Raw genomic sequence first — 26,268 nt, forward strand, 5'->3', positions numbered from 1 at the left:
CAGCACTCACCGGCAAAGATGCTTCATTCCAAGGCAAATGCAAAATGCAGTAGAAAATTTGGCCTTTGCAGTATGGCTTATTCAGTGAGTGCTGGGCGGCCCGAAGCGAACCGCGGTGTTGTCGGCGCGGAGCATATGAGTGAGCGGAACAACGCCGTGCCTTAAGCGGCTTAACCAAACATTTACAACCTATAAATACTTGCGCATGTTATTTAAAGCGGCTTTTTCCAGGCGGGATACCTGGGCCTGGGAAATGCCGATTTCTTCCGCCACCTCCATCTGGGTTTTCCCCTCGTAAAAACGCAAGGTGAGAATCAGTTTTTCCCGATCGCTCAACTTTCTCAAGGCATCCCTGATGGCGATGCCTTCCAGCCAGTTATGGTCGTGGTTCTTTTCGTCCTTAATCTGGTCCATGACAAAGATGGGGTCCCCGCCGTCATGATAGATGGGTTCAAACAGGGAAATGGGTTCCTGGATGGCATCCAGGGCAAAAACTATTTCTTCCCGGGGCAGCTTCAATTCGCCGGCAATTTCATTGATAGACGGTTCCCGGGAATACTTGTTGACCAGGTTGTCTCTCACCTGCAGGGCTTTGTAGGCAATATCCCTTAAAGAGCGGCTTACGCGAATGGAATTGTTATCCCTTAAATAACGGCGTATTTCACCAATGATCATGGGAACGGCGTAGGTGGAAAACTTAACGTTCTGGGAGAGGTCAAAATTATCGATCGCCTTCATCAATCCGATGCAACCTACCTGAAAGAGGTCGTCCACATATTCACCGCGGTTGGTAAACCGCTGGATTACCGAAAGGACCAAGCGCAGGTTACCGTTAATCAACTGGGTTCGGGCTTCCTGGTCTCCGTTGTGCATTGCTTCGAACAACTGGCGCATCTGGGCCCCCGTTAGCAGGGGGAGTTTCGAGGTGTTCACACCACTGATCTCTACCTTGTTCACCAGCATGGAAGACCGCCCACCTCTTTTCAAGTTTTTATGCGTTTGGCCATAACCTCATTATTACCCCGGCCTATGACGTTTATACATGACCATTCCGCCGGACAAAAAAAGCCCCGGCGGACTTTGGGGCTCTTAGCCATCCTATTCCAGCCGGTGCATTTCTTTCTTGAGCCGCTTGATAATCCTCTTTTCCAACCGTGAAATGTAAGACTGGGAAATACCCAGTAAATCGGCCACCTCCTTCTGAGTCTTTTCCACCCCGTTGTTCAAACCGAAACGCAGTTCCATAATCTTGCGTTCCCGGCCGCTCAATTTGTTCAGGGCCATATACAAAAGCTTTTTATCTATCTCATCTTCAATGTACTTGTAGATAATATCGTTTTCTGTACCCAGCACGTCGGAGAGCAATAACTCGTTGCCCTCCCAGTCAATGTTCAGGGGTTCGTCAAAGGATACCTCGGCCCTGGTTTTATTGTTGCGGCGCAGGTACATGAGAATTTCGTTTTCAATGCACCGGGAAGCATAGGTGGCCAGCTTGATTTTTTTTGTGGGGTCAAAGGTGTTTACCGCCTTAATCAGCCCAATGGTTCCAATGGAAACAAGGTCCTCTATCCCCACGCCGGTATTTTCAAACTTGCGGGCTATATACACCACCAAACGAAGGTTGCGTTCAATGAGCACGGTGCGTACGGCGTTGTCCCCGGCCTCCAGCTTGTTAATCAAAAAGGATTCTTCATCGGTGGAAAGGGGTGGCGGGAGTGCCTCACTGCTGCCTACATAATGGATTTCCCTCTGGTAGCCCAACCAGGCCGCCAGCCTGATCAGTAGCAAGCGGCAATGCCACTTCAGTTGCACAATTCTCGGCAAAGACATACTTTCCCACCCCACCTTGAAATTGCTCCCCGACCCGTCAGGCTGCCCTGACCAGTGCCGGAGGCACCAGTGCCTGGTAATTTCCCAACGAATGCCTGTAAATACCTACGACCACCTGATGAACCCCGGTACTACCACCTTTTTGGAGAATTTCCACCCGGTCCGGACGAATACCAATCAACATCCCCTGCTCCTGGCCCACGGAGCGAAAGGGAATCAAACAGAGGCGGACCGCCCAGTCGGTTCCGGCCAGGGCTGCCAGCAGGGAAGGGTCGCCGGAATCCTCCGGTTCCTCGAAAATTTGCCGCACCGCCGGGGGCAATATGGGCAGCAAGGCGGTGTACTCCACAACAATCACCGGGTGACCGGTAAGAGGGTCCCTTAAACTGTTACCCGTATCCACCAGGCCACTTACCTCTACCCGCCCCCCTTCCACTTCCACCACCAGGGTCACCCGGTGGCCCTGCTGCTCCAGCCGCAAATGCAACAACAGGACCAGTACACGCCCTCCCCCTACCAGGGTTAAAAGAGCCAGCAACAGGCCGGGCCAAAAATAACGCTGGATGATGCGCAATATCTGGTTTACGGCGGAAGCAAAATCGCTACTGGAATAAAGAAAATAAATAAAACCCAGCCAGATGCCTCCCAGGGCAAAAGATGATAGGTAAAAAAAACCCAGACAGGCGAGCAGTCTCCGCAGGGGCAAAGGAGCAAAGGCTCCCACGACCATTAAGCATGAAAAGAAAATTTTCAAAGGCAAACTAAATAACTGGTTAAAGCCTGGAACAAAAAAGAACAAAGCGTATACACTGCCCAGGGCACTGGATAATACCAGCCGGAATAAAGTTGTCCTCACCTGTGATAGTCGCCCGGCCGTCCATAATAGAATATAGTTGAAGAGCAAATTGCCTGCCAGGACCTGATCCACATAGACGACGTAGCCGGTCATCAAGCCCACTCCCACCTGGCCATGCACAGCCCTCTACCATTATATGGCCGCCTCCAAACCTTTATGACAACCCTACAGATGAATACGCAAAAATACAACGGGTACGCAAAAATAAAAGTCTGGTCTTATTATACAATACCAGACTGGTAAAATATGTCAGTTTATGTTTCCCAGGCTTTCTTTTTTCTCTTATTCTCCGGCCCCCGTTCGGGATCAACAAGACGCTGGGTGCCCCTGATGCGGTTAAGATCTTTCTTGCGATTTCCCTTCACTTCCACTGTTTTCTCGTGCTCCGGATGCTCCACTGTCCATCTCCTCCCTCCCCCTTATTTTGCACTAAAACAAAAAAGCCATGTCTTTAAGACCGGCTTTTGTAAAAAAATTTGCTTAAAAACTTATTGCACACTAATTGCGGCGGCGTAAAAAGGCCGGAATGTCCAGGTCGTCGTGGCTGGTGAAGGGCTTAATTTCTAACTCATCTTTAGCCCGTTCTTTTTTAACCACTTTTTGATCAAAACCGGTAGCAATGACCGTTACCCGCACTTCATCTTCCATGCGCTCATCGATGACCGCACCAAAAATGATGTTGGCTTCGGGATCAGCGGCCTGGGAGATAATTTCCGCCGCCTCATTTACCTCAAAGAGACCCAGGGAGGTACCGCCGGTAATGTTTAACAGTACGCCCCTGGCCCCTTCGATGGAGGTTTCCAGCAACGGGCTGGAAATGGCCATGCGGGCCGCCTCGGTAGCCCGGTTCTCACCGCTGGCCACCCCGATACCCATGAGGGCGGAACCGGTATCCTTCATGATTGTCTTCACATCGGCAAAATCCAGGTTGATCAAACCGGGAACGGCAATCAGGTCCGAAATGCCCTGCACGCCCTGGCGCAGAACATCGTCAGCTATGCGAAAAGCCTCTACAATGGAGGTATGCTTGTCAATAACCTGCAACAGGCGATCGTTGGGAATGGTGATCAGGGTATCCACCTTGCCCTTCAGGTTCTGAATACCCATCTCTGCCTGGTTCATCCTCTTTCTTCCTTCAAAGGTAAAAGGCTTGGTCACCACCCCTACAGTCAAAGCACCCAGCTCCTTGGCCACCTCGGCCACCACCGGCGCCGCCCCGGTACCGGTACCGCCACCCATACCGGCAGTAACAAAAACCATGTCTGCCCCCTTCAAGGCCTGGATGATATCATCCCGGCTCTCCTCGGCCGCCTTCTGCCCAATCTCCGGATTGGCACCGGCACCCAGCCCTTTGGTTAACTTGGCCCCGATCTGGATTTTGTTGCTTGTTTGGGCCAGCTGGAGGGCCTGGGCATCGGTGTTAACAGCAATGAACTCCACTCCCCGCAAACCGGCCATAATCATCCGGTTAACGGCGTTGTTACCTGCCCCTCCCACTCCGATGACCTTAATATTGGCAAACTGGTTGTTTTCAAGCTCAAAGTCAAGCATGAATTATCCCCCTCTATGGTTTCTCAAGCAAAATACTTTAACCGTCAGTACCGCTTCCATGAGGGTAACTCCGGCGTAAATGGGCAAAAATTTGTCTTACACCCCGCGGCTCGAACCGGAACTCCCCGGCTGCCACCGCCAGCCTGTAGTTTTCCCGCCTGGCTACCCATGCTGCCATATGCCTGGCCAAAAAACGGGCAGCCTGCCAGTCCGGTTCCGTTGTAGCAACCCGGACGGGCAATTGCAAAACCCGAGAGGCCAGATCGGGCAATCCTTTTAAACAGGAGCCCCCGCCGGCGAGTATAACCCCTCCGGGCAACGCCTTCCCCCGGGCGAGCCTGTCAATGTTTTGCTTAATTAGATCCAGAATCTCCAGCACTCTTGATTCGATAATCTGCCTGATAGTAGCCAGGCTGGCCCGCCTGGAGGCCAGGCCGCCCATGGAAGGTAATTCCACAAATACTGCTTCTTGTGGAAGGAGGCCGATCTCGCGTTTCACCTTTTCGGCCGCATCCAGGGAAGTCCTCACTCCAATAGCCAGGTCGCTGGTAATATGTTCCCCACCCACGGGAATAACGGTCATATCCACCAGGGTCCCACCTTTGAAAACCGTGACGGCCGTAGTTCCACCACCTAAATCCACCAGAGCCGCGCCAAGTTCCCTCTCGACGGTACTCAAAACTCCCTGCGCCACTACCAGTGGGTTTAAAACAACCTCCACCACCCGGAGTCCCGCCGCTTCTACCGCGGTAACCAACTGATCTACAATTTGACTATCTACAGTTACCACCCGTGCTTCCAGGGATAGTTTGGAACCCGTACGTCCGACGGGATTATCCCTCCGGGGCACACCGTCAATCATAAATTCCACTGGCACTACTTGCAAAACCCGCCTTCCGGCAGGAACTTCCACTTGCCTCAGAATTTGTATCAGGTCAGCCACATCACCGGTGGTAATTTTTCCGCCGTGACCAATAGTTATATCGGCATGTCTGGTGAGCACATTTACGCCATGGCCGGAAAAACCCACGCAAACAGTGCCGATCCTGCATCCGGTAGCCTCCTGGGCCATCTCCACGGCCCGCCGCACCGCCTGGGCTACCCCTTCCAGGTCAATGACTATACCCTTGCGCATGCCCAGGGATGGGCACCAGCCCACTCCGGCCACCCGTTCGGGATCGGCAACCCGGGCCACCACCGCCACCATACTGGACGTACCCACATCCAGGCCGGCAACAACTTCCTTTCCAGTCAAGCGGGGCACCCCCCTACCAGTTACTAAAAATGTAAAATTCAACGCTAGCCGTTCTTTTCCCTTTAAACTTTATTTTAATTTTTTAAACAGATGGCGCCGGATAATGGCCAGGTTTTGAAACAGCCGCACCCCGAAGGCCACCACGGCGGCTAAATAAAGATCGATCCCCAGGCGTTCTCCAATGAAGGCCAGACCGGCGGCCAGCAGGGCATTGCTGAAGAAACCGGAAATAAAGACGGTGTTATCAAACTGGTCCTCCATGGCTGCCCGGATGCCTCCAAAAACCGAGTCCAGGGCCGCCAGGGCCGCCACGGAAAGATACTTGGCGTAAACCTGTGGCAACACCAGGGGGATATTCAGCCCCAGCAGCACTCCCAAAACCAAACCGGCAACAGCCAGCCAGATACCCAACCACATTTTTTCTCACCCTTTTACCACTGGTTTGGCATAGTGAAACTCCGTCGTGCGGGAATAACCCGGGATGGTAAGCCGGTCATAGGGCTGAATTTTTACCTGGACCCCCAGATCCTGTAAATACTCCACCAGTCCGCCGGGGATCTCCAGGGCGCTTTTTAAATTGTCCGGCTTGCCAATGGCCAGGATATGATAGGGCGGTACTACTCTAGTCAAGTTAACATTAATAAAGGGGGCGGCCCAGCGGATTTCGGTGTGGGCCACTATGCGCTGGCCGTTAATGGAAAGGGCCTCGGCCCCCGCACCCCGCAGTTCATTGATCACCCGCAAGAGGTCCTCGTCCCGGATGGCATAAAGGCTCACGGGCCCCCGTCCACCGGCCTGCTGGGGAGGATTGTCCAGGGTTACCTCAATCCCGGGTCCGGTAACGGGAACCAAACCGGCCAGCAACCTGGCTTTGGCCAGCTCATCCTTGAGGGCCTTCTCTGCCTCGGTTTGCCCCCGGGTAACCTGCTCCAGTTTAAGGCTTAAGTCATTGGCCTCGGCCTCAAGTTTGCTCTTATCCTTTTCCAGCTGGCGCAGTTCCAGGGCCAGCTCCTGTGCACGGCCGGCCGGAATACCCTGTTCAATGTGCCTGGTAACCCGGAACTGGAAAACAATCAGCACACCCAAAACCAGGGCCACCAATCCGAGGGATAGATAGGTGGACAGCTTCATTGTTTTCCTCCCTCCTCCAGTGGGCGGGCATATTCAAAGCGCACCCCTCCCGTGTAGGCCGGCACGGTTAGTTGCGCCACTTTTCTAACCTCCACCTGGATACCCCAAAAGCGCAGCTGCTCCACTACCCCACCCCGCATCTGCAGGGAATTAATTAAATTGTCGGGATTACCAATGGCGGAGATGATAAAAGGGGGGGTCAGGCGCTGATTGCGGTTGGTTAAAATGGTCGGGCCGATACAGCGTATTTCACTGGTGGCCAGCATGCGCTGCCCGTTGATGGCTATGGCCTCGGCCCCGGCAGCCTTTAACTCGTTGATAATTTTTAGCACATCCTCATCGTGCAAAACATAAAGGTTTGGATTTTGGCCCGGCTGCAAAACCTGGTTGCTGTCATTTAAAGTTACTTCTACCCCCGGCCCGGTAACCTCTACCAGGCCGGCTGTAATACGCACCCGGTTCAGCTCTTCTTTTAACGCATTTAAGCGGGGATCGGCCGCCACTTCATCCAGGCGGGCCCGCAGGTCACTTACCCGTCTCTGGAGATCATCCCGATCCTTTTTAGCTTGATTAACCTGGGCAGCCAGGGTTTGCGTTTGCTTAACGGGGGGCGTTTCCTGGATATCCTTGGTCAAACGAAACTGCACCGCCAGCATCAGACCCATGACCAGCCCCACCAGGACCAACGCCCAGTGAAATCCCCTGATTTTCACGGTCATGCCCCCCAATTTTATCTGGCATATTTGACTACTGGAACACCGGTGAGATCTACATAAGCTATTTTCTGACCGCGTATCTGCTCCAGAACCTGCAGGAGCACACTGGCCTTTCTGTTGATATCCACAGGAGCACCCAGGCGGCATTCCACCCCGTCAAGGGTATACAGCACCACCTGACCCTGACCATTAACGTGTATTTCGGAAAGTTTCTTGAGCAGTGACCCGGGCAACTGATTGATCACCTGCAGGGCGGTACCCAGTTTCGCATCCCGGATCACCTGCCCCGGGACAGGGGTGGGAACAACCGCCCCCGTTACCACCGGCAGGGAACCGGCCACCCCGCTTTCCTGCAGGCATACCCCTTCCCGGTCCACCTGCATGAAACCGTCTTTGACGGGAAGCAAGGCCACCGCTTGTCTTTCCTCTACCGCAATCACTATACGGGACGGGAACTCGCGGGCTAGGTGGACATCTTTGATGAGCGGCACGGTGCGGATCCGGACTTCAGACTCTTTTAAATTAACCTTGAAAATATTTGTGCCGGCGGTGATCCCGGAAAGCTCCACAATTTTTTTATCCGGCAGCGAGCTGTTGCCGGTAACTTCAATCTGGCGTACCTCGAACAGGGGCGAACCCAGGAGGATAAAGGCGGCCAGCAGGACCACAAAGGCAAATAAAATCCTTTCGGCAAGATATTTTCCGGTATGCCGCGGTATGCCCAACCTCACCACTCCTAATATTTTGTCCTGGAACCGGCAGAATTGATGCCCGCGGATACCTGGCATCCCTTGTATGCGGCCAGCCCGCCGGCTGGCCCAAATAAGCGATTAATACCCGGTTTTCCCGTTCCCGGATTATTATACCAAAATATTATAGCAACCGGAAAAACTTGTCCACCCAAAAACTAAAAAAGAACCATATCAAATGGATACTCTCACAATTCTGGCCCCCAGGGCGGCATATTTTTGTTCCAGTCTTTCGTAGCCCCGGTCGATATGCTCCACACCTTCAACCACCGTACCGTTTTCTGCAACCAGGGCCGCCAGGACCAGGGCGGCGCCCGCCCGCAGATCCGTGGCCATCACCGGTGCCCCGGTGAGCCTTTCTACCCCCTTGACGATGGCCGTCTGCCCCTCCACCTTGATGTCGGCACCCATCCGCCGCAGTTCGCTCACATGCTTAAAACGGTTTTCAAAAACGGTTTCGGTAATTACGCTGGTTCCTTCGGCCAGGCAGGCCAGGGCCATCATCTGGGGCTGCATATCGGTGGGAAAGCCTGGATGGGGCAACGTTTTGATATCTACTGCCCGCGGCCGCCCCTGGGCCACCAACCGCACATATTCATCGCCCGTCTCCACCAGGAAGCCCATTTCCTTCAACTTGGCCAGCACGGGCTCCACGTGTTCGGGAATGACGTTGGTTACCGTGACATCTCCGCCAGTAATGGCGGCGGCTACCAGGTGGGTGCCCGCTTCAATGCGATCGGGAATCACCGCGTGTTCCACCGAATAGAGGTGTTTGACCCCTTCGACGCGGATCACATCCGTACCCGCGCCCTTAATGCGCGCTCCCATCCGGTTCAAAAAGTTCTGCAGGTCCACAATCTCCGGCTCCCTGGCAGCATTGCGGATGATGGTGGTGCCCCTGGCCAGCACGGCAGCCATCATAATGTTTTCGGTGGCGCCCACACTGGGAACATCCAGGTGGATTTCGGCGCCCACCAGTTTATCAGCTTCCACGGTAATATAGCCAAATTTTTCCTCAATCCTGGCCCCCAGGGCCTTGAGCCCCTTCAGGTGGAGGTTCATAGGCCGGGAACCGATGTTGCAGCCTCCTGGATAAGAGATTTTCACCCGGCGAAAGCGCCCCAAAAGAGGCCCCAGCACCAGGTTGGACGCCCGCATCCGGCGCATTAAATCTTCCCCTACCTCCAGGGATTGTATATGGGTGGCGTCAACCCTGATGGAATCCCCTTCCCTGTTCACCCGGGCACCCAGGTATTCCAGGACATCGCACATGGTCGCTACGTCCTTTAACGCCGGCACCTGCTGGATTACGTTGGGTGTCCCGTGCAAGAGACAGGCGGCCAGGATCGGTAGGGTAGCGTTCTTGCTGCCGCTGGCCCGCACGGTGCCCCGCAGGGGATTACCGCCCGTAATGAAAAACCTGACCATGCTGTCACCCCCGCCTCAATCCTCACCGAGAACCTGTACCTCCAGAGTTAGAGTTATCCCGAAGCGCTCGTGAACCAGTTGCTGTACCCGGTGGATCAGGATTTGCACATCCCGGGCGGTAGCCCTCCCCAAATTGACAATGAAATTGGCGTGGACCAAAGATACCTGGGCATCACCCTGGCGCATACCCTTGCACCCGGCCTGTTCAATTAACCAGCCGGCCGTTTTGCCGGGAGGATTTTTAAAGACGCTGCCGGCACTGGGGTAGGACAGGGGCTGGGAAGCCCGGCGGCGGGCGAGATACTGCTCCATATCGGCCCGGATCAGGTCGGCGTCCCGGGCCACGCCCCGGCAGGTCACCTCCAGCACCACCAGCGAACTGCCCAGCAAATTGCTGGTGCGGTAACCAAAACCCAACTCGCCGGCGTTCCGGCGTTCCAGCTCACCGGATGAATCCATAACTATAACTTCCTGCACCAGGTCGGCCATGGATGAACCGTTGGCGCCGGCATTCATTACCACCGCCCCGCCTACCGTTCCGGGAATGCCGGTGGCAAATTCCAAACCGCCCACGCCGCTCTTCTGGGCTACGGACGCCAGCACACCCAGCATTGTCCCGGCCCCTGCGATCAAGGTTGTTTTTCGTACCTGGACCTGACCGAAGGCACGGCCAATTTTCACAACTATGCCGCGGATGCCACCATCCTTTACCAGAAGGTTGGAACCGTTGCCAATAAAATAAAGGGGGAGGCCACGGCCGTGTACCCAGGTAACCAGCCGGGCCAGTTCCTTCACTCCCGCCGGTTCCACAAAAATATCTGCCGGGCCACCGATACGCCAGGTGGTATGGCGGGCCATGGGCTCATTGGCCTTCACCTGTCCGGGTAACAGGGCATTTAATTCTTTAAAACCGGCCGGCAAATTCATGCTGTTTTCTCCCTTAACCTTTTTACCAGTTCAATACCACAGAGCCAGACATTTCCCGCACCCATGGTTAAAATCAAATCGCCGGGCAGGGCAATGGCAGCCAGGTAATTGACTATTTGTTCCCTGGTCGGCAGATAAACCACTGGTGGGCGGCCATGGTTTTTAATGGCCTGGACAATCAGCTGGGCGTTGACCCCTTCTATGGGTTGCTCCCCGGCACTGTAGATCTCATTGACTATAACCAGATCGGCTTCGCCAAAGGCCTCCCCAAACTGTTCCTTTAATAAGGCCGTCCGGGTGTAGCGATGAGGCTGAAAGACGACGATCAGGCGCTTTGGCTCCGTCTGGCGGGCCGCCTGCAAGGTAGCCTTTATTTCACTGGGATGGTGGGCATAGTCATCCACCACCCGCACATTCCCCACTTCACCCAGCAGTTCAAACCTTCTCCTGGCCCCCCGGAACTCTTTGAGTATCTGAGCGATGAGCTGAAAATCAAGACCGATCCAGCGGGCTGCAGTCACTACGGCCAGGGCGTTTAACATATTATGTTTCCCAAGGACGGAAAGTTCCAGGGTGCCCAGGTGCTGATCATGATAATACACTTCACCGCGGGAACGTTCACCGTCCAGGGATAAATGGCGGAGCACATAGTCGGCACCGGAACTCTCGATGCCGTAGGTGACCACCGGTCGGTCTAAATCCTGCAACACTTCCCGTACATTGGGATCGTCGGTACAGGCAATGACCAGCCCGTGTTCCGGCACTTTGCCCATAAACTGCCGGAAAGCCTTTTTAATTTCCGCCACCGAACCGTAATGGTCCAGGTGATCATCTTCAATATTGGTCACGATCACTGCCAGCGGACTCAACTTTAAAAAGGACCCGTCACTTTCATCGGCTTCAGCTACCAGATATTCCCCCCGACCCAGCTTGGCGTTTCCGCCAATATCGTTCAATTCACCTCCGATGACAATGGTCGGGTCAAGTCCGCTCCTTTCCAGTACCAGGGCCAGCATGGAGGTGGTGGTGGTTTTGCCATGTGCCCCGGCAACGGCAATACCCTTTTGCCGCTGCATCAACCAGGCCAGCAGATCCCCACGATGCATCACCGGGATGCCCTTTTCCCGGGCTGCCAGCAATTCGGCGTTATCCGGTTTAATCGCCGAGGAAATCACCACCAGCTGCGCAGCATCCAGGTTCTGGGGGGCGTGCCCCACGTGGCAGACGGCCCCCCGGGACTCCAGCCTGCGGGTGGTATCAGTGGAGGAAAGATCCGAACCGCTAATCTTATAACCCAGATCCAAAAGAATGCTGGCCAGGCCACTCATACCAGCCCCGCCAATACCGATAAAATGTACCCGCCGGGGTATTACCTGCAAGGACTTCAACTCCTTTCCCGGTTACAGCTCCTGGCAAACGTGACGGCTTCGCGATACACCATATACTATGCCCGGTCTAAAAAAGGTGTGCCATTCCCGGGCTTGTCCGGCCGTGCTACCTGGTTCACGAAGGGCAGTAGCCACCGTTTTTACCGGGCCAGGTTGTCTATTAGCTCAAGTATTTCATCCAGGGCCTGGGAACGTCCCAGGCGGCGGCTGGCCCCGGCCATCGCCTTCAGTTTTGCCGGCTGCGCCAGAAGCCGGGCCAGCTTTTCAGCCAGCAAAGGCCCCGTTAACTCCCGATCCCGGATGACCAGAGCGGCACCTTCTTTCTCCAGGGAACGGGCATTGTATTCCTGGTGATTCCCGGTAGCATAGGGGTAGGGAATGAGGATGGCCGGCAACCCTACCACCGTCAACTCTGCCAGGGTGGCTGCCCCGGCACGACAGATGGCAAGGTCGGTCGCCGCCAGTGCCCGGGGCATTTCGTCAAGATAAGGTACAAGGATAATATTGCCATTTTCGGATATACTTAAACCCGCCTCCCTGGCTCGGGCGCAAAACTCCTCATATTGGCCGGGACCGGTTACATGGAGGAAGTATACCCCATTCCGGTCCCCAAACTGCTTTAAAACCTCGATCATGGCCAGGTTGATCGCCCTGGCCCCTTGACTACCCCCAAAGGAGAGGACGAGCCGGGCATCTTCAGGGATACCCATGGCCCGCCTGGCCTCGTCCCGCCGCCAGGCCAGCACCTCCGGACGCACCGGTAGCCCGGTAACTTTAACCCGGGCTTTACGGGGAAAATATTTCCGGGCGTCGTCAAAGGTTAACGCCACCTGGCTGACAAAACGGGACAGCAGCCGGTTGGTCAAACCGGGCAGGGCATTTTGCTCGTGGATCAGGGTGGGAATACCCAGCAGAACGGCGGCCAGAACCACCGGCCCGCACACATACCCCCCGGTACCTACTACCACCCGCGGCTTGAAATCGGCCAGAATCTGCCGGGCCAAAAGAACCCCCCGGGCTGCCTGCCAGAACACCAGCAGGTTCCGCGGGGACAGGCTGCGCTTTAAACCGGTTACCGGGATGGAACGAAAGGGCAGATTTGCTTTCGGCACCAGGTCGGCCTCCAGACCACCGGCCCGGCCGATGTAAAGCACCTGGGCTTCAGGGTATTTGGCCAACAGTCCCCGGGCAATGGCCAGGGCGGGGTAAATATGCCCTCCCGTACCACCCCCGGTTACCACAAAATGCAAATGCTCCACCTCCCGTCATTTGGGAGCACTGTAGCGGGATATGTTCAGCAATACCCCTACCCCCAGCAGGGTGAACACCAGGGATGTTCCCCCAAAGCTGATAAAGGGCAGGGTAATGCCGGTTACCGGCAGGGAGCTGGTGACCACGCCGATATTAATGATTGCCTGGATACCCACGCCGGAAACAATCCCGGCGGCAAGCAGGCTGCCAAAGGGATCGGGAGAGGTAATGGCCACCTTCAATCCCCGCCAGATGAACAAAATGAACAATAGGATAACCAGGCAGGCGCCGATAAAACCCAGCTCTTCTCCGATCACGGCAAAGATAAAGTCCGTCTGTCTCTCGGGGAGGTAAAGGAACTTGGAATGGCGACCCTGCCCCAGGCCGGTGCCCAAAAGGCCACCGGAACCAAGGGACATGAGGGAATTCAAAATATGCCACCCCGAGCCCGAGGGGTCCTTCTCCGGATCCAGAAAGGCTAAGAATCTCCTCAGGCGGTAAGGCTCCATCCAGATGGCCAGGGCCAGGGCTCCCGTTCCCAAAAAACCCAGGGCGCCCAGGTGCACCAGGGAAGCACCGGCCGCAAAAAGCATCAACACGATGGTACCGGCCAGGGTAACGGCCGTACCCAGGTCCGGCTGCATGAGAATCAGCCCCGCCGCCAAACCCATTATCACCAGGTACGGCAACATTCCCCGGCGAAAATTGGTAATCCGTTCGGGCCGCCGGGAAAGGCCGTAGGCAGTGAAGACCACCAGGCAAAGCTTGGCAAACTCCGAAGGCTGAAAACTCAAGGGACCCAGGTTCAACCAGCGCTGGGCTCCCAGCTTGGAAACGCCAACCCCCGGAATAAGTACAGCAATCAGCAGGGCAAAGGCCAGGACCAAAAGCGCTCCCGCCCACCTTTTCAAATGCCAGTAGTCATAATTTATCATTACAAACATAGCCGTGAGGCCGATGATGGCCCAGATGGACTGGCGGATCAGAAAATGAAAAGGGTTGTTAAAGGGCGGAAACATGGCGTAGTAGTAACTGGAACTAAAAACCATCACTATGCCCACGCTTAAAAGCATGAGTACGGTAAGGAAGAGGATAAAATCCGGTGGCCGCCTGCGTAAGCGCATGGGAGTCTCCCTACCTTCCCGGTAAGGTAAATGTTCAGCAAAACCGTTCACTGCCCCCGGCCATTTCCCGTATGATCAGCTCATGTACCAGCTTTTTAAACATTTCCCCGCGCTCCTCGTAACTTTTGAACATGTCCCAGCTGGCGCAGGCCGGGGAAAGCAGGACCACTTCCCCCGGTCGGGCTGCCCGGTAGGCTTGAAACACTGCATCTCGAAAGTCCTGGGCCCGGATAATTTCCCCGACCCCGGCCGCCCTGGCGGCCGCTTCAATTTCCCGGGCACACTCTCCCAGCACCACCAGCACCCTTACTTTCTCCTTTACCAGGCGGGCAAAGGTGGTAAAATCGTTACCCTTGTTTCTGCCCCCCGCCAGTAAAACGATGGGCTGATCATAGGCCTCCAGGGCTTTTATGCTGGCCTCGGGATTGGTGCCCTTGGAATCGTTGATATATTTCACGCCGTTGATCTCGACGACAAATTCCAGGCGGTGGGGGACGCCGGAGAAGTGGTGCAGCGTAGCGGCCAGCTGCGCTTCCCTGATTCCCAGCACCCAGGCGCAGGCAACGGCGGCCAGGGCGTTTTCCAGGTTGTGGGCGCCCGGAATACGCAGGGCGCTTGCCGGTAAAACGGGATGAACCGCCTCCCCTTCCCTGACCGCTATATAGCCGTTGTGCACGATTACCCCATCTTCCAGATTATGCCGCCGGCTGAAAAATATAACCTTTCCGGGGCATACGGATGCTAAATCCCTGGTCAGGGGATCGTCGTAATTTAAAACCGTGTAATCGTCCCCGGCCTGGTTGGCAAAAATGCGCGCCTTTGCCGCCACATAGCCCTCCATATTGCCGTGCCGGTCCAGGTGGTCGGGGGTTATGTTTAAGATGGCGGCCACCCGGGGACGGAAAGACCGCGTGGTCTCCAGTTGAAAGCTGCTGACCTCCAAAACAATCAGGTCGTTTGGTCCATATTTTTCCACTTCCGTAATCAGGGGCTGGCCGATATTACCGGCCACCAGGGTCTTGATCCCGGCGTCGGCAAAAATTTGACCTACCAGGCTGGTGGTGGTGGTTTTACCGTTGGTGCCGGTAATGGCTACTATGGGTGCCCTGGCCAGGCCGTAAGCCAGCTCCAGCTCACCCGTCACCGGAATACCCAGCTCCCGGGCCCGGGCTGCCGGCGGAATGGTGAGGGGTACCCCTGGGCTGATTACCACCAGGTCAAAGCTGCCCTCCTCCACCTCCGGGTAGCGGCCAAGCACCAGCTCCACCTCCGGCGGCAAGAAGGATGAAAGGGGCGGATCAAAGGAAGCAGCCTCCTTCCGATCGGTTAAGACCACCCGCGCCCCCTTACCCGCTAGAAAACGGCTCACCGCCACCCCGCTTTTACCTGCTCCGATAACCAGAACCTTTTGTCCTTCAAATGCCAAGTCCCTTACCTTCCTTCTTAAACAAGTAATGTCCTTTAAAAAAGCTAACCCAGTTGATACAGCCCGGCCAGCCCCAGGAGGGCCAGGACCAGGGTAACCCCCCAGAAGGTATAGACCACCCGCTGTTCACTCCAGCCACCCAGCTCAAAGTGGTGGTGCAGGGGGCTCATCCGGAATACCCTCCGGCCGAAGAGCTGGAAGGAAATGACCTGGATGATTACCGACAGGGCCTCCAGTACATAGACGCCCCCAATAACCAGCAGGAATAACTCGCTCCTGGTCAATACCGCCGCCGCCCCCAGGGCCCCTCCCAGGGCCAGGGAGCCGGTGTCGCCCATGAATATCCGGGCCGGATGGTGATTGTAGACCAGAAAACCCAGGCAGCCACCCATCAGGGCGGCCATGATGATGGCAACCCCCAACTGATCCATTAAGAGGGCAATAAGCACAAGAGCCGCGGCCACCGGTACGGTTACTCCGGCGGCCAGGCCGTCCAGGCCATCGGTGAGATTCACCGCGTTGGCCGTACCCACCACTACCAGCACGGCAAACAAAAGAAAACCCCAGGTTCCCAGCTCCAGGGTTAATCCCCCGGGAACAAAAAAACCGCTAAAAGGGATTACCAGATCCGTCCCCCGGCCAAAGGTAGAAACAGCCAGCAAGGCGAGCAACACACTTAAGATCACCTGACCGAAAAGCTTTTCCCGGGCCCGCAGGCCCAGGGATCTCTTCAAAGCCACCTTAATGTAGTCGTCTAAAAAACCAATCAACCCGAATCCCAGGGTAACCCCCAGCACCAAAAGGCCCTCCGGAAAACGGTGAGCCAGCCAGAACCCGGCCACGGTTGTTCCGGCCAGGAACATGATTCCGCCCATGGTGGGAGTACCGCCTTTAGAAAGGTGAGTGGCCGGCCCATCGTCGCGGATACTCTGACCGAACTTAAGACGGCGCAAAAGGGGTATGGTCAGGGGTCCTAAAAGAAGGGTGACGGCCAGAGAAGTAAGCAAAGCTTTGCTTAAAAGAAGCCATAAATCATTAGTCCCCATCCGGTACCACCTGCGGCGGATTCCCTCCTTTTTCGGAAGTTAGAGGTACATGCCGGGCGCCGGTCGTTCCGCGCCGCCATAGCCAACTGTTGCCAGCTTATGTGTCCTGGTGCAAAAAGGTGTTTTGTCCCTGAACCAGGGCCTGCACAATCCCTTCCATGCGCATGCCCCGGGAACCCTTAATCAGCACCACATCCCCGGGTCGGGCCAGATCCTTCAATATTTCTACGGCCCCGCCGTTGGATGCGCACCGGAAGATGCGCCCGCCGGGCATTCCGGCCGCCAGCGCTCCGTCGGCAAGAAAACGGGCCAGATTGCCCACCGTAATCAGGTAATCCACCACCCCGGCGGCATCACCGCCCACCCGGCGATGAGCGTCCTGAGCCTCTTCTCCCAGTTCCAGCATGTCTCCCAGAACGGCAATGCGGCGCCCTTTGGCATCCGCTTCAGCCAGCACCTGCAGGGCGGCCCGGGTCGAGGACGGGTTGGCATTATAGGCATCGTTAATGATTTTCAGCCCCCGGCAATCAATTATTTCCAGGCGCATGGGCGTCAAGACGGCCCCGGCCAGGCCAGCGGCGATATCTTCCAGCGGCACCCCCAGTGCCCAGGCTACCCCCACCGCGGCCAGGGCGTTTTCCACATTGTGCCGCCCCGGCAGGGGTAAATAAATTTCTACTTCCTCTCCATCGGGCACCCTCACCCGAAACCGGTTACCGCCCTTTTCGGGACGAATGTCCCGGCCAAGGATATCTGCCTCACCACCGATGCCGAAAAAGTACACCTGCCCCCGGCAACGGGCCGCCTCCCGCCGGATATAGGGGCTGTCCCGGTGCAAAACGGCAAACCCTTCCGGCCCGATGGCTTCCAGAATTTCTCCCTTGGCCCGGGCAATGTTATCCACCGACCCCAGGCGCTCTATATGGGCCTCACCGATATTGGTGATTACCGCTCCCGTGGGGAAGGCCAGGCGGCAAAGGAAGGCAATTTCCCCTAGTCCCCGCATGGCCATTTCCACCACCACGGCCTGGTAGCGCTCATCAAGCTCCAGGAGGGTGAGGGGTAAACCAATTTCGTTGTTCCTGTTGCCCGTGGTTTTCAGGGTGTTAAACCGCCGGGAGAGGGCAGCCTCCACCAGGTCCTTGGTACTGGTTTTACCGGAACTGCCGGTAATACCAATCACCGGCACCCGGTAAGCCTCCCGGTTATAGCGGGCCAGCTGTTGTAAAGCTTCCAGGGTGTCGTCCACCTGGATCACGGCTGCCCCCGGATTTATACCGGACACCATACGCTCCACCACCACCCCGGCAGCACCGGCGGCCAGAACCTGCGGTACAAAATCATGGCCGTCATGCCGTTGCCCCCGGAGGGCAAAAAACAGCTCGCCTCCCGCAAGGCTGCGGCTGTCGATGGAGACGGCCCGGACCCGGACGCCTGCGTCCCCCTGACACAGCCTGCCATTTACGGCCCGCGCTACTTCGTCGAGGGTCATCGTTTTCACGGTTGTTCTCCTCTACTTAAAATTTCGTCCAGCGCTTTGATAGCTTCAATGCGATCATCAAAAGGATATTTAGTGGTACCGATAATTTGGTAATTCTCATGCCCTTTACCGGCAATAATGACCGTATCCCCCGGGGCGGCTATCCCCAGGGCAAAACGAATGGCCTCCCGCCGGTCGGGCACCACCCGGTAGTTAGAACGGACCCGCCGCACCCCTTCTTCCACCTGGGCAATGATTCTCATGGGATCCTCGGTACGGGGGTTATCCGAAGTAATCACCGGAAGATCACTCAGGCGGGCGGCAATTTCCCCCATGATGGGCCGCTTGGTGGGATCCCGGTCGCCGCCACAGCCAAATACGGTAATCAACCTTCCCGGGGTTATGGCCCGGGCGGTGGTGAGGATGTTTTCCAGCCCGTCGGGGGTGTGGGCGTAGTCCACCACCACGGTAAAGTCCTGCCCCCGGTCCACCAGTTCAAACCGGCCCGGCACACCTTCCACCGACTCCAGTGCCCGAGCCGCCAGCGGCAGGGGAATTCCCCCGGCCACTGCTGCCGTCATGGCGGCCAGGGCGTTATAAACGTTGAAATAACCGGTTAACTTTAAGCTTACCGGAATTTCACCCCAGGGGCTGGTGACGGTAAAAGAAACGCCCCTGGGGGTAACTTTAACCTCCTGTGCCCGCACCTGCGCTTCTGCCGTGAGCCCGTAGGTAAAAACGGGTACTCTGGTTTCGGCCACGATCCTTCCCGCCCGGGGGTCATCGGCGTTAATGACCGCCAGGGCAGGCTTGCCATCCTGCCCCAGCCCCCGGAACAACAGCGTCTTTGCCGCCAGGTAATCGTCCATGTCCCGGTGGAAATCCAGGTGGTCCTGGGTAATATTAGTAAATACCCCGGCATCAAAGGCACATCCGGCCACCCGGTTTAAAGCCAGGGCATGGGAACTTACCTCCATTACCGCTACCGTAACCCCCTCAATCACCATTTCAGCCAGCAACTTCTGCAGGTCCAGGGATTCGGGGGTGGTGTGGGCTACCGGCAATACCCGGTCACCAATCCAGTTGGCAATGGTACCAATAAGCCCTACCTTGTTTCCCGCAGCCCGGTAAATGGCTGCCAGCAAATGGGTGGTAGTGGTTTTACCGTTTGTCCCGGTAACCCCGATCAATTTTAATCTCCGGGATGGGTAGCCATAAAAGCGCGCCGCAAGTAAAGCCAGGGCTAAGCGGGTGTCTGGCACGCGCACATAGGCAATACCGGAAGGAAGGGGGATTTCCTTTTGCACCACCACGGCTACTGCACCCCTGGATACGGCCTGCTCCACATAACGATGGCCATCGGTGGTGAAACCCTCCACGGCTACAAACAGAAAACCGGGTTGCACCTGCCGCGAGTCGTAGGCAATGCCCGATATGTGTACCTGTTGATTGCCTCCCACAGCCAAACAGTTTTGCCCCTTGATCAACTCGCTAAACAGCAAACGAAATCCTCCTTCCTTACCAGAAAGGCTTCCCGTGGTTATACTACCACCCCTGCTGTTACAATGCAATAAGAGCCCTTTGGTCCTTTTTATGGTATTATTGCCACTTTATATTAATTATACGTAAAATAATGCTATGGTCTCTCAACAAATTCCCGCACCCGCCGGGCAGTTGCAGGAGGTGCCTGGGACGGCTCGGATCCGGGTTTAAACTCTACCCTCACCGTGGTACCCCGGGGGACTTTTTCCCCCGGCCGGGGGTTCTGGCTGGCGGCCTGCCCGATCCCCACCGCTTCCAGGCGGAGATCCATACCCGCCAGCAGGGCGGCCACTTCGGTAATGGTCAGGCCCGTAAGATTGGGAACGGTCACCGTTCCCTCCCTTGATTTACCTCCGGGGGGTTGCAAATCCAGCACCACCGAGGTACCACTTAACACCTCGGCTCCCGCTTTTGGTGTTTGCTCCTGGACAATAGCTCCCTCCCCCCGGACCACAAAGGACAGTCCCGCCTCGCGCAAGATATTCTGGGCCATTTCCAGGGGATAATTGACCACGTTTGGCACCCGGACCTTAACCCGGGGCTGTTCAAAGTATACGAAAGGATCCTTTGGTTTTTCGAGGCCAGGCGTTTCAGGCACCTGCAGGTAATGCAGGGTGTCCCGGACCACTTCCCGGAACACCGGAGCAGCTACCTGGCTGCCGTAATAGATGCCACCTTGCGGCTCCGCAACCATAACCAGGGCGGCAACCCGCGGGTTGTCTGCCGGGGCAAAGCCGGTAAAGGAAGCCACGTATTTCCCGCTTACGTAACCGCCCCCTTCACCTACCACCTGGGCGGTACCGGTTTTGCCGGCCACCCGGTAGCCGTCGATGAAGGCGTTTCTACCAGTACCCTTCATAACCACCGCCTGAAGCAGGTCCACAACCTGGCGGGCCTTTTCCCGGTCAAGCACCCGGCGCACCACCTCGGGCTGAAAGGTCTTGATTACTTTGCCCGAGGGGTCGCGGATTTCTTTCACCAGGTGCGGGCGCAATAAAAGACCACCGTTGGCCACGGCGCAGGTGGCAGTCAGCAGTTGAATTGGCGTCACGGCAATGGATTGACCGATGGCCATGGTGGCCAGGTTAAGGTTGGTAGCCTTCTTTTCGGAAATGACAATACCGGTAGCCTCCCCCGGCAGGTCAATGCCCGTAACGTCCCCGAAACCAAAGTTTTTAATATAGGAATAAAACCTTTCCTTACCCAGGCGCAGGCCTACCTCCACAAATCCGGGGTTGCAGGAATTCATCACCACCTGTTCAAAGGTCTGGCTGCCGTGGCCTCCGTCGGCCCAGCAGCGGATGTAGCGGTCGGCAACCTTTACGTAGCCCGGATCGAAGAACTGGTCATCTGGCTTGACCACCCCTTCGCTGACGGCCGCAGCCGTGGTGATGATTTTAAAGGTAGAACCCGGTTCGTAGTTATACCAGATGGCTGGATTCCGGTCCCAAACCCCCTGCGGAGCAGTCATCCAGTTTTTCGAATCAAAGCTGGGGCGATTACCCATGGCCAGGATTTCCCCGGTTCGGGGGTCCATGACGATAATCACCGCCAGTTTGGGGTTGTATTTGGCCACCACCCGGTCCAGTTCCCGCTCCACAAACTGCTGGATGGTTTCATCCAGTGTCAGGACCAGACTGTTTCCCTGCCGGGGGGAAATATATTTATGCAACGCTCCGGGAACCTCCCGCCCGGTGGCATCCTGTTCTACCACAATGCGGCCGGGGGTTCCCTGTAATTCCCGGTCAAACGTCTTCTCTATGCCCATGAGCCCCTGGTTGTCTACGCCGGTAAAGCCCAGGACGTGGGGCGCCAGGGAGCCAAACACGTAATGCCTGACGCTTTCTTCAACAAAAAAGAGGCCGGGCAACTTGAGCTGCTTAATTTTCTCCACTATCCCCGGTTCTAATTTACGGGCAACCCATTCATAGCAGGACTTGCGGGTGAGGATTTGATAGAGGTGTTCCACTTTCATATCCAGGAGAGGTGCAAGCTGTTCGGCAACCCGGCGGGGATCCTTTACGAGATAGGGAATGGTATAAAGGGACTCGGCGCTGACGCTGGTTACGAGTAGACGCCCGTTCCGGTCGTAAATATTACCTCGCCTGGCCTCCACCGGAATATCCCGCATCCGCACTTCCAGAGCCTTTTGCTGCAATTCATCCGCCCTTATAAACTGAATCCAGGCCAGGCGGCCTATCAAAATAACGAGGGCCGCAGTGGCCAGAAGGAAAAGAGAGGTCAGCCTGCGGCGGATAATGATGTTGGTGGTACGCATACCCTTCTCCTCCAGATAGCGCCCACCCGTGAAAAAATAGGTGCCCCTTAGCCGGAATGTCCGGAGGAACGGTGAATGACCAGATCGGCCAGGGCCTGCAGGATCCAGTGATGCTCCCTGGGTACACGGCCTCTCTCCGTATCATCAGACCCAGATTTTTCTGCCGGCCTGGGTTCCGGGGGGACATCCTGGGCATCGCTTACGGCCTTAACCAGTACCACCTGGCGCTCGTCTGGCTTCACCATGCCCAGGCGGGTGGTGGCCACAGCTTCCACCCGTTCCAGGGAGGATAGCCTGGACACCTCTTCGGTAAGACCCCGGGTCTCGATTTCCAGCTCGGCCAGCTCCTTTTGCATGCGGGTGATCTGATATCCGGTAATGAGTATCCGGGAATAGAAAATCGAAATCAGGATACCCAATGCAAAAACAAGCAGGATCAGCAGCGTTAGTACCAGATGTTCCCGGGGCCGTGCTTGCGGCCGGGGATGACCCGCAGGGCTATACCTTTCCCCGGGCGGGCTTTGGTGGTAAGGTTGTTCCTTGGCTACTATCAAAGCTTATTCACCCCCCGTGGCATTTAGAACCGACCTTAATTTTTCTGCCACCCGCAAGCGGGCACTGCGGGAGCGGGGATTTAAATTTACCTCCCTTTCCGAGGGTACCACCCCCCCGGGAGTGAGTACCCGCAACAAAGGCTTTTGACCGCATACGCACCGGGGGAAACTGGGTGGACATACGCATGGGTTGGCCAGCTGACGAAATAATTTTTTGACGATCCGGTCCTCCAGTGAGTGAAAAGTGATCACCAGAATGCGCCCCCCTGGCAAGAGCAGGTCTACCGCCTGACGCAAAGCTTCCGGCAGAACCTCCAGTTCCCGGTTAACGGCAATTCTTAAAGCCTGAAAGGTTCGCCGGGCCGGGTGGGGACCGCTGCGCCTGCTTTTTGCCGGTATGGCTTCCTTAATTATTTCCACCAGCTGAGAGGTGGTTGTTATGGGCTGGTGCTGTCTTTTCCGCACAATGAAGGAAGCGATCCTCCTGGCCCAACGTTCCTCGCCATAACGGGCAATGATTCCGGCCAGTTCCTCTTCTTTCAGGTTATTGACCAGGTCGGCGGCCGTATGGTGCATGGTTGGGTCCATGCGCATATCCAGTGGACCCTCGTGGTGGTAGCTGAAACCCCGTTCGGGAATATCCAGCTGGGGAGAACTCACACCCAGGTCAAAGAGTATGCCGTCTACGGCCGGAATACCCAGTTCAGCGAGGACCCGGGGCAGGTTGATAAAGTTTTCCCGTACCAGGGTGACCCGTTCCCTGTAAGGGGCCAGGCGCTGGGCGGCCGCTTCCAGGGCATGGGGGTCCTGGTCCAGCCCGATCAGGCAGCCGTCTGGTCCACTACTCTCGAGGATGGCCGCGCCATGACCTCCTCCCCCGACGGTGCAATCCACGTAGGTGCCCCCGCTTTTCGGGTTCAGCCAGGCCAGCACTTCCTCCAGCAATACTGGTTGATGCGTGAAGTCCCTTTCCTCCATCCCCTGATTTTCCCACCTGTCACTGTAGGGGCGGGTGAAAACCCGCCCCTAAATTCCCAAATTCAAATCCACGATTTTTTCCGCAATTTCTTCCACCTGACCGGCTGCCTGGGAATTATAGGCCTCCCACCGCTCGGCGGACCAGATTTCTACCCTGGCAGAAACACCAATCACCACTACATCCTTTTCGATACCCGCATATTCCCTTAAGTTTCCTGGAATAAGTATTCTACCCTGTTTATCTACCTCGCATTCACAGGCACCGGCAAAGAAAAAACGCACAAAGGCCCGGGCGTCGGCCCTGGTCAAGGGTAAGGACCGCATCTTATTTTCCAGTTCCGCCCATTCTTGAGGGGGGTAGGCGAAAAGGCATCCGTCCAGACCCTTGGTCAAAACGAATTTTTCGCCCAGGCCTTCGCGGAAGCGGGCTGGTATAATCAAGCGTCCCTTGGCATCAATGGTATGCCGGTACTCGCCTAAAAACATTACGGATGCCCCACTATCATCCACTTTGATTCCACTTCACTCCACATCTCACCACCCTAATTCTCCAGGGAGAAGTAAATTCCTGCTGACCCGCAAGAAAAAATAAAAAAATTAGCCAGCATCTGGCTAATTTCAAGAACACAATCAAAGAGGTATTACTTCCCGCCGCCGTTCCTTGAATACTACCACCTCGCGGTAACCGGCGGCCAGCAACCATTCCCGGGCCTGGTCCCAGCCGTAAGCCACCAGGTGGGGTTGGTGGGCGTCAGAGCCCACGGTCACCGGAACGTGGCAGCGGCGGCAGAGCTTGAGGAAATCCAAAGAGGGGTAAATTTCCCCGGCGGGCACGCGCAAACCGGCCGTATTTACCTCCACGCACACACCACCCTCGGCAAAGGCCCGGGCCGTCTCTTCGTAAAGCTCCTGCAAATCAATGCGGGCCCGGTAACCAAACTTTTTGATTAAATCCGGGTGGGCGATGGCATCAAAAAGACCCGCGCGGGCCGCCTGCTGCACCAGTTGAAAGTACTGCCGGTATAATTCATCAATATCCCGCCGGGTGTATTCCTCCACCAGGTCCGGGTTATCAAAACCCCAGCCGTCCAGGTAGTGCACCGAACCAAGGACATAGTCAAAAGGATAACGGGAAAGTAGTGTGTACAGGTGGTTTTCGTAACCCGGTATATAATCGGCCTCTATCCCCAGGTAGATGGTCAAATCGGAATGGCCCTGCTTAAGCTTCCGGACCGACTCAATATAACCGGGCAGATCCTCTTCGGTCATGGCCAGTTCCGGAGCCCGCCGGCCGGGGGGCAGCCAGTACATGGGGACATGATCGGCAAAACCGATATGTTTAAGACCCCGGGAGCGGGCCACGGCAATATACTCCGCCACATCCCCGTTGGCGTGACCGCACCGGCAGGTGTGCAGATGCAGGTCGGGCAACACGATTAAAACGCCCCCTCACGAAACCGCTCCGACACCTTCCTGGTAAGACGGTAAATGTGCTCGGCCAGTTCCGGGGCCAAAAGACCGGTGCCGCAGGCAGGGGTAATCATGGACTGGCGGTGCAACAGCTCCGCCGGAATACCCCGCTGTACCAGTCCAGAGAAGAGCTCTTTCCATCGTAATAACAGGGATTCCTCGTCTTCATCAAAGGCCTTTTCAGAGGTGGGCACAATGCCCCACGCTATGATCCCGCCTCTGTGAATAAAGTCCCTTAATTCCCGGGCGTAAACAAACAAGGAAGGACCAAAGTTGTAGGCATCTAAATTGATAATGTCCAGATCACATTCACAGAGGATGGACCAGTCAATGGCATCACAGGAATGCACCCCGGCCAGCCCGCCCGCCTCGTGAATAAAGTGGAAAATGGCGTTTAGATCGTTTTTGATCATTTCCCGGGTGACGGTAATGTAAGTGAACTGGCCGTAGACGCTGATGGCCGGCTCGTCCACAAAAATTATCGGCGTCCGGTTAAGCCTGGCGAGGGTACGGGCCTGCCAGTAAGCGTGGGCAGCAAGGGTTTTTACCACCAGATCCCGCAGCTGGTCTTCGTAATAGGCCACCCGGCCCCGGCGGTTCTTTAGCTGAAAGGCAATGGTGAGGGGGCCGGCCAGGTGGCCCTTGAGATAAAGGGCTTCACCGATATCCCTTGCCATTTCTTCCATGAAGGCATAAAAACCTGCCGCTGCCTCGCGGGGCAGGGCAAAGTTTTCCAGGGCAGTGAGGTCTTTTTCTTCCACTGCCAGATAGGCCGTATAAAAATTAGTTAGCCCTTCGGGCCAGTGGGGGTTTTCATCATCAAAGACAGCCCGGTCATTTTCCATCACCAGCAACTGAAACTGGACTAAGGGCTGTAAAAATTGGTACACAAAGCCCTCGGCACCGCCCCTCCGGGGCAGCTGGGGCCAGTGGGGAATAACGGGCATATTTTCTCTAATCAGGAGTAGGGCCTTTCCTGGATCGGTATAGGGCAGGCTGCCAATACCCGTGGCTAACCCGCCGGGAGAAAAGATCATCACAAATCCCTCCTCGTATCATAGTATTAGAACCACCGGACAACCCCAGATTCCAGTTTAGGAACAATATGGATTACCCGGATGGTTGGGAACCGGTTCCTGCATTACGGGTACCGAGGCCAACAAAATCAATGCCTGATTCCACAGCGGGTACAGTACTGGGACCGGTAAATCGCGCGATTGCTGTATCGTGGAATGGGTATTGATAGCAGTTGGCCAACAGTACCTCGAATATGGTGGTGATGCCCAAG

25 protein-coding genes are annotated in these 26,268 nt (G+C 56.1%); all 25 read right to left on the reverse strand.

The features are described from left to right. Positions 1-189: 189 nt before the first annotated feature. On the reverse strand, positions 190-963 hold the full coding sequence (sigG, locus tag D7024_RS11025; RefSeq protein WP_121451854.1) for an RNA polymerase sporulation sigma factor SigG: 774 nt from the start codon (positions 961-963) through the stop codon (positions 190-192). Positions 964-1,098: 135 nt separating this feature from the next. Then, positions 1,099-1,830 (reverse strand): RNA polymerase sporulation sigma factor SigE, encoded by a 732-nt coding sequence (sigE, locus tag D7024_RS11030; RefSeq protein ID WP_121451855.1) that lies wholly within the window; start codon positions 1,828-1,830, stop codon positions 1,099-1,101. A 37-nt stretch (positions 1,831-1,867) separates the two neighbouring features. After that, positions 1,868-2,779: a sigma-E processing peptidase SpoIIGA gene (locus D7024_RS11035; RefSeq protein WP_121451856.1), complete on the reverse strand. Its 912-nt coding sequence runs from the start codon at positions 2,777-2,779 to the stop codon at positions 1,868-1,870. 161 nt (positions 2,780-2,940) lie between these two features. Continuing rightward, on the reverse strand, positions 2,941-3,084 hold the full coding sequence (locus tag D7024_RS14845; protein WP_165859349.1) for a hypothetical protein: 144 nt from the start codon (positions 3,082-3,084) through the stop codon (positions 2,941-2,943). Positions 3,085-3,184: 100 nt separating this feature from the next. Then, complete coding sequence (ftsZ, locus tag D7024_RS11040; protein WP_121451857.1) at positions 3,185-4,237, reverse strand: cell division protein FtsZ; 1,053 nt, start codon at positions 4,235-4,237, stop codon at positions 3,185-3,187. A gap of 37 nt (positions 4,238-4,274) precedes the next feature. Then, positions 4,275-5,492 carry a cell division protein FtsA gene (gene ftsA, locus D7024_RS11045; protein WP_121451858.1) on the reverse strand — a complete coding sequence of 406 codons (1,218 nt, stop codon included), beginning with the start codon at positions 5,490-5,492 and terminating at the stop codon, positions 4,275-4,277. A 69-nt stretch (positions 5,493-5,561) separates the two neighbouring features. Beyond that, entirely contained in the window at positions 5,562-5,909 is a 348-nt protein-coding gene (locus D7024_RS11050; protein ID WP_121451859.1) for a small basic family protein, read from the reverse strand. A 6-nt stretch (positions 5,910-5,915) separates the two neighbouring features. Then, positions 5,916-6,623: a DUF881 domain-containing protein gene (locus tag D7024_RS11055; protein WP_121451860.1), complete on the reverse strand. Its 708-nt coding sequence runs from the start codon at positions 6,621-6,623 to the stop codon at positions 5,916-5,918. Beyond that, positions 6,620-7,336, reverse strand: a complete 717-nt coding sequence (locus tag D7024_RS11060) for a DUF881 domain-containing protein (protein WP_121451861.1) — start codon at positions 7,334-7,336, stop codon at positions 6,620-6,622. The genes D7024_RS11055 and D7024_RS11060 overlap by 4 nt, the downstream gene beginning before the upstream one ends. A gap of 17 nt (positions 7,337-7,353) precedes the next feature. After that, the gene (locus D7024_RS11065; protein ID WP_165859350.1) at positions 7,354-8,064 is read right to left on the reverse strand and encodes a cell division protein FtsQ/DivIB; all 711 of its coding nucleotides are present in this window, start codon (positions 8,062-8,064) and stop codon (positions 7,354-7,356) included. Between the two features lie 198 nt (positions 8,065-8,262). Continuing rightward, a complete protein-coding gene (murA, locus tag D7024_RS11070; RefSeq protein ID WP_121451863.1) occupies positions 8,263-9,516 on the reverse strand; it encodes a UDP-N-acetylglucosamine 1-carboxyvinyltransferase in 1,254 nt (417 codons plus the stop codon). A 15-nt stretch (positions 9,517-9,531) separates the two neighbouring features. Continuing rightward, positions 9,532-10,443, reverse strand: coding sequence for a UDP-N-acetylmuramate dehydrogenase (gene murB / locus D7024_RS11075; protein ID WP_121451864.1), 912 nt, complete (start codon positions 10,441-10,443; stop codon positions 9,532-9,534). Then, on the reverse strand, positions 10,440-11,822 hold the full coding sequence (gene murC, locus D7024_RS11080) for a UDP-N-acetylmuramate--L-alanine ligase (RefSeq protein ID WP_121451865.1): 1,383 nt from the start codon (positions 11,820-11,822) through the stop codon (positions 10,440-10,442). The genes murB and murC overlap by 4 nt, the downstream gene beginning before the upstream one ends. A gap of 149 nt (positions 11,823-11,971) precedes the next feature. Continuing rightward, positions 11,972-13,081: an undecaprenyldiphospho-muramoylpentapeptide beta-N-acetylglucosaminyltransferase gene (gene murG, locus D7024_RS11085; protein ID WP_121451866.1), complete on the reverse strand. Its 1,110-nt coding sequence runs from the start codon at positions 13,079-13,081 to the stop codon at positions 11,972-11,974. 15 nt (positions 13,082-13,096) lie between these two features. Continuing rightward, a complete protein-coding gene (ftsW, locus tag D7024_RS11090) occupies positions 13,097-14,206 on the reverse strand; it encodes a putative lipid II flippase FtsW (protein WP_121452549.1) in 1,110 nt (369 codons plus the stop codon). A gap of 34 nt (positions 14,207-14,240) precedes the next feature. After that, positions 14,241-15,632: a UDP-N-acetylmuramoyl-L-alanine--D-glutamate ligase gene (gene murD, locus D7024_RS11095; protein ID WP_121451867.1), complete on the reverse strand. Its 1,392-nt coding sequence runs from the start codon at positions 15,630-15,632 to the stop codon at positions 14,241-14,243. Positions 15,633-15,676: 44 nt separating this feature from the next. Continuing rightward, a complete protein-coding gene (gene mraY, locus D7024_RS11100; protein WP_121451868.1) occupies positions 15,677-16,678 on the reverse strand; it encodes a phospho-N-acetylmuramoyl-pentapeptide-transferase in 1,002 nt (333 codons plus the stop codon). 97 nt (positions 16,679-16,775) lie between these two features. Beyond that, the gene (locus tag D7024_RS11105) at positions 16,776-18,170 is read right to left on the reverse strand and encodes a UDP-N-acetylmuramoyl-tripeptide--D-alanyl-D-alanine ligase (protein ID WP_341467003.1); all 1,395 of its coding nucleotides are present in this window, start codon (positions 18,168-18,170) and stop codon (positions 16,776-16,778) included. A gap of 5 nt (positions 18,171-18,175) precedes the next feature. Next, on the reverse strand, positions 18,176-19,660 hold the full coding sequence (locus tag D7024_RS11110) for a UDP-N-acetylmuramoyl-L-alanyl-D-glutamate--2,6-diaminopimelate ligase (protein ID WP_121451870.1): 1,485 nt from the start codon (positions 19,658-19,660) through the stop codon (positions 18,176-18,178). A gap of 134 nt (positions 19,661-19,794) precedes the next feature. Continuing rightward, a complete protein-coding gene (locus D7024_RS11115; RefSeq protein WP_121451871.1) occupies positions 19,795-21,978 on the reverse strand; it encodes a stage V sporulation protein D in 2,184 nt (727 codons plus the stop codon). 47 nt (positions 21,979-22,025) lie between these two features. Beyond that, positions 22,026-22,532 carry a cell division protein FtsL gene (ftsL, locus tag D7024_RS11120; protein ID WP_121451872.1) on the reverse strand — a complete coding sequence of 169 codons (507 nt, stop codon included), beginning with the start codon at positions 22,530-22,532 and terminating at the stop codon, positions 22,026-22,028. 3 nt (positions 22,533-22,535) lie between these two features. Continuing rightward, positions 22,536-23,510: a 16S rRNA (cytosine(1402)-N(4))-methyltransferase RsmH gene (gene rsmH, locus D7024_RS11125; protein ID WP_121451873.1), complete on the reverse strand. Its 975-nt coding sequence runs from the start codon at positions 23,508-23,510 to the stop codon at positions 22,536-22,538. Between the two features lie 48 nt (positions 23,511-23,558). Next, entirely contained in the window at positions 23,559-23,996 is a 438-nt protein-coding gene (gene mraZ, locus D7024_RS11130; RefSeq protein ID WP_121451874.1) for a division/cell wall cluster transcriptional repressor MraZ, read from the reverse strand. A 144-nt stretch (positions 23,997-24,140) separates the two neighbouring features. After that, the gene (locus D7024_RS11135; protein WP_121451875.1) at positions 24,141-24,944 is read right to left on the reverse strand and encodes a histidinol-phosphatase HisJ family protein; all 804 of its coding nucleotides are present in this window, start codon (positions 24,942-24,944) and stop codon (positions 24,141-24,143) included. A gap of 2 nt (positions 24,945-24,946) precedes the next feature. After that, complete coding sequence (locus D7024_RS11140) at positions 24,947-26,017, reverse strand: uroporphyrinogen decarboxylase/cobalamine-independent methonine synthase family protein (protein WP_121451876.1); 1,071 nt, start codon at positions 26,015-26,017, stop codon at positions 24,947-24,949. Between the last annotated feature and the right edge of the window lie 251 nt (positions 26,018-26,268).

Source organism: Desulfofundulus salinus (genome assembly GCF_003627965.1).
GTDB classification, from domain to species: Bacteria; Bacillota; Desulfotomaculia; order Desulfotomaculales; family Desulfovirgulaceae; genus Desulfofundulus; species Desulfofundulus salinus.

Excerpts from the sequence above, each read along its gene's own strand:
- sigG (WP_121451854.1), bottom strand. The coding sequence starts at position 963 with ATGCTGGTGAACAAGGTAGAGATCAGTGGTGTGAACACCTCGAAACTC.
- sigE (WP_121451855.1), bottom strand. The coding sequence starts at position 1,830 with ATGTCTTTGCCGAGAATTGTGCAACTGAAGTGGCATTGCCGCTTGCTA.
- D7024_RS11035 (WP_121451856.1), bottom strand. The coding sequence starts at position 2,779 with ATGACCGGCTACGTCGTCTATGTGGATCAGGTCCTGGCAGGCAATTTG.
- ftsZ (WP_121451857.1), bottom strand. The coding sequence starts at position 4,237 with ATGCTTGACTTTGAGCTTGAAAACAACCAGTTTGCCAATATTAAGGTC.
- D7024_RS11050 (WP_121451859.1), bottom strand. The coding sequence starts at position 5,909 with ATGTGGTTGGGTATCTGGCTGGCTGTTGCCGGTTTGGTTTTGGGAGTG.
- D7024_RS11055 (WP_121451860.1), bottom strand. The coding sequence starts at position 6,623 with ATGAAGCTGTCCACCTATCTATCCCTCGGATTGGTGGCCCTGGTTTTG.
- murA (WP_121451863.1), bottom strand. The coding sequence starts at position 9,516 with ATGGTCAGGTTTTTCATTACGGGCGGTAATCCCCTGCGGGGCACCGTG.
- murB (WP_121451864.1), bottom strand. The coding sequence starts at position 10,443 with ATGAATTTGCCGGCCGGTTTTAAAGAATTAAATGCCCTGTTACCCGGA.
- ftsW (WP_121452549.1), bottom strand. The coding sequence starts at position 14,206 with ATGCGCTTACGCAGGCGGCCACCGGATTTTATCCTCTTCCTTACCGTA.
- mraY (WP_121451868.1), bottom strand. The coding sequence starts at position 16,678 with ATGGGGACTAATGATTTATGGCTTCTTTTAAGCAAAGCTTTGCTTACT.
- D7024_RS11105 (WP_341467003.1), bottom strand. The coding sequence starts at position 18,170 with ATGACCCTCGACGAAGTAGCGCGGGCCGTAAATGGCAGGCTGTGTCAG.
- D7024_RS11115 (WP_121451871.1), bottom strand. The coding sequence starts at position 21,978 with ATGCGTACCACCAACATCATTATCCGCCGCAGGCTGACCTCTCTTTTC.
- rsmH (WP_121451873.1), bottom strand. The coding sequence starts at position 23,510 with ATGGAGGAAAGGGACTTCACGCATCAACCAGTATTGCTGGAGGAAGTG.
- mraZ (WP_121451874.1), bottom strand. The coding sequence starts at position 23,996 with ATGTTTTTAGGCGAGTACCGGCATACCATTGATGCCAAGGGACGCTTG.
- D7024_RS11140 (WP_121451876.1), bottom strand. The coding sequence starts at position 26,017 with ATGATCTTTTCTCCCGGCGGGTTAGCCACGGGTATTGGCAGCCTGCCC.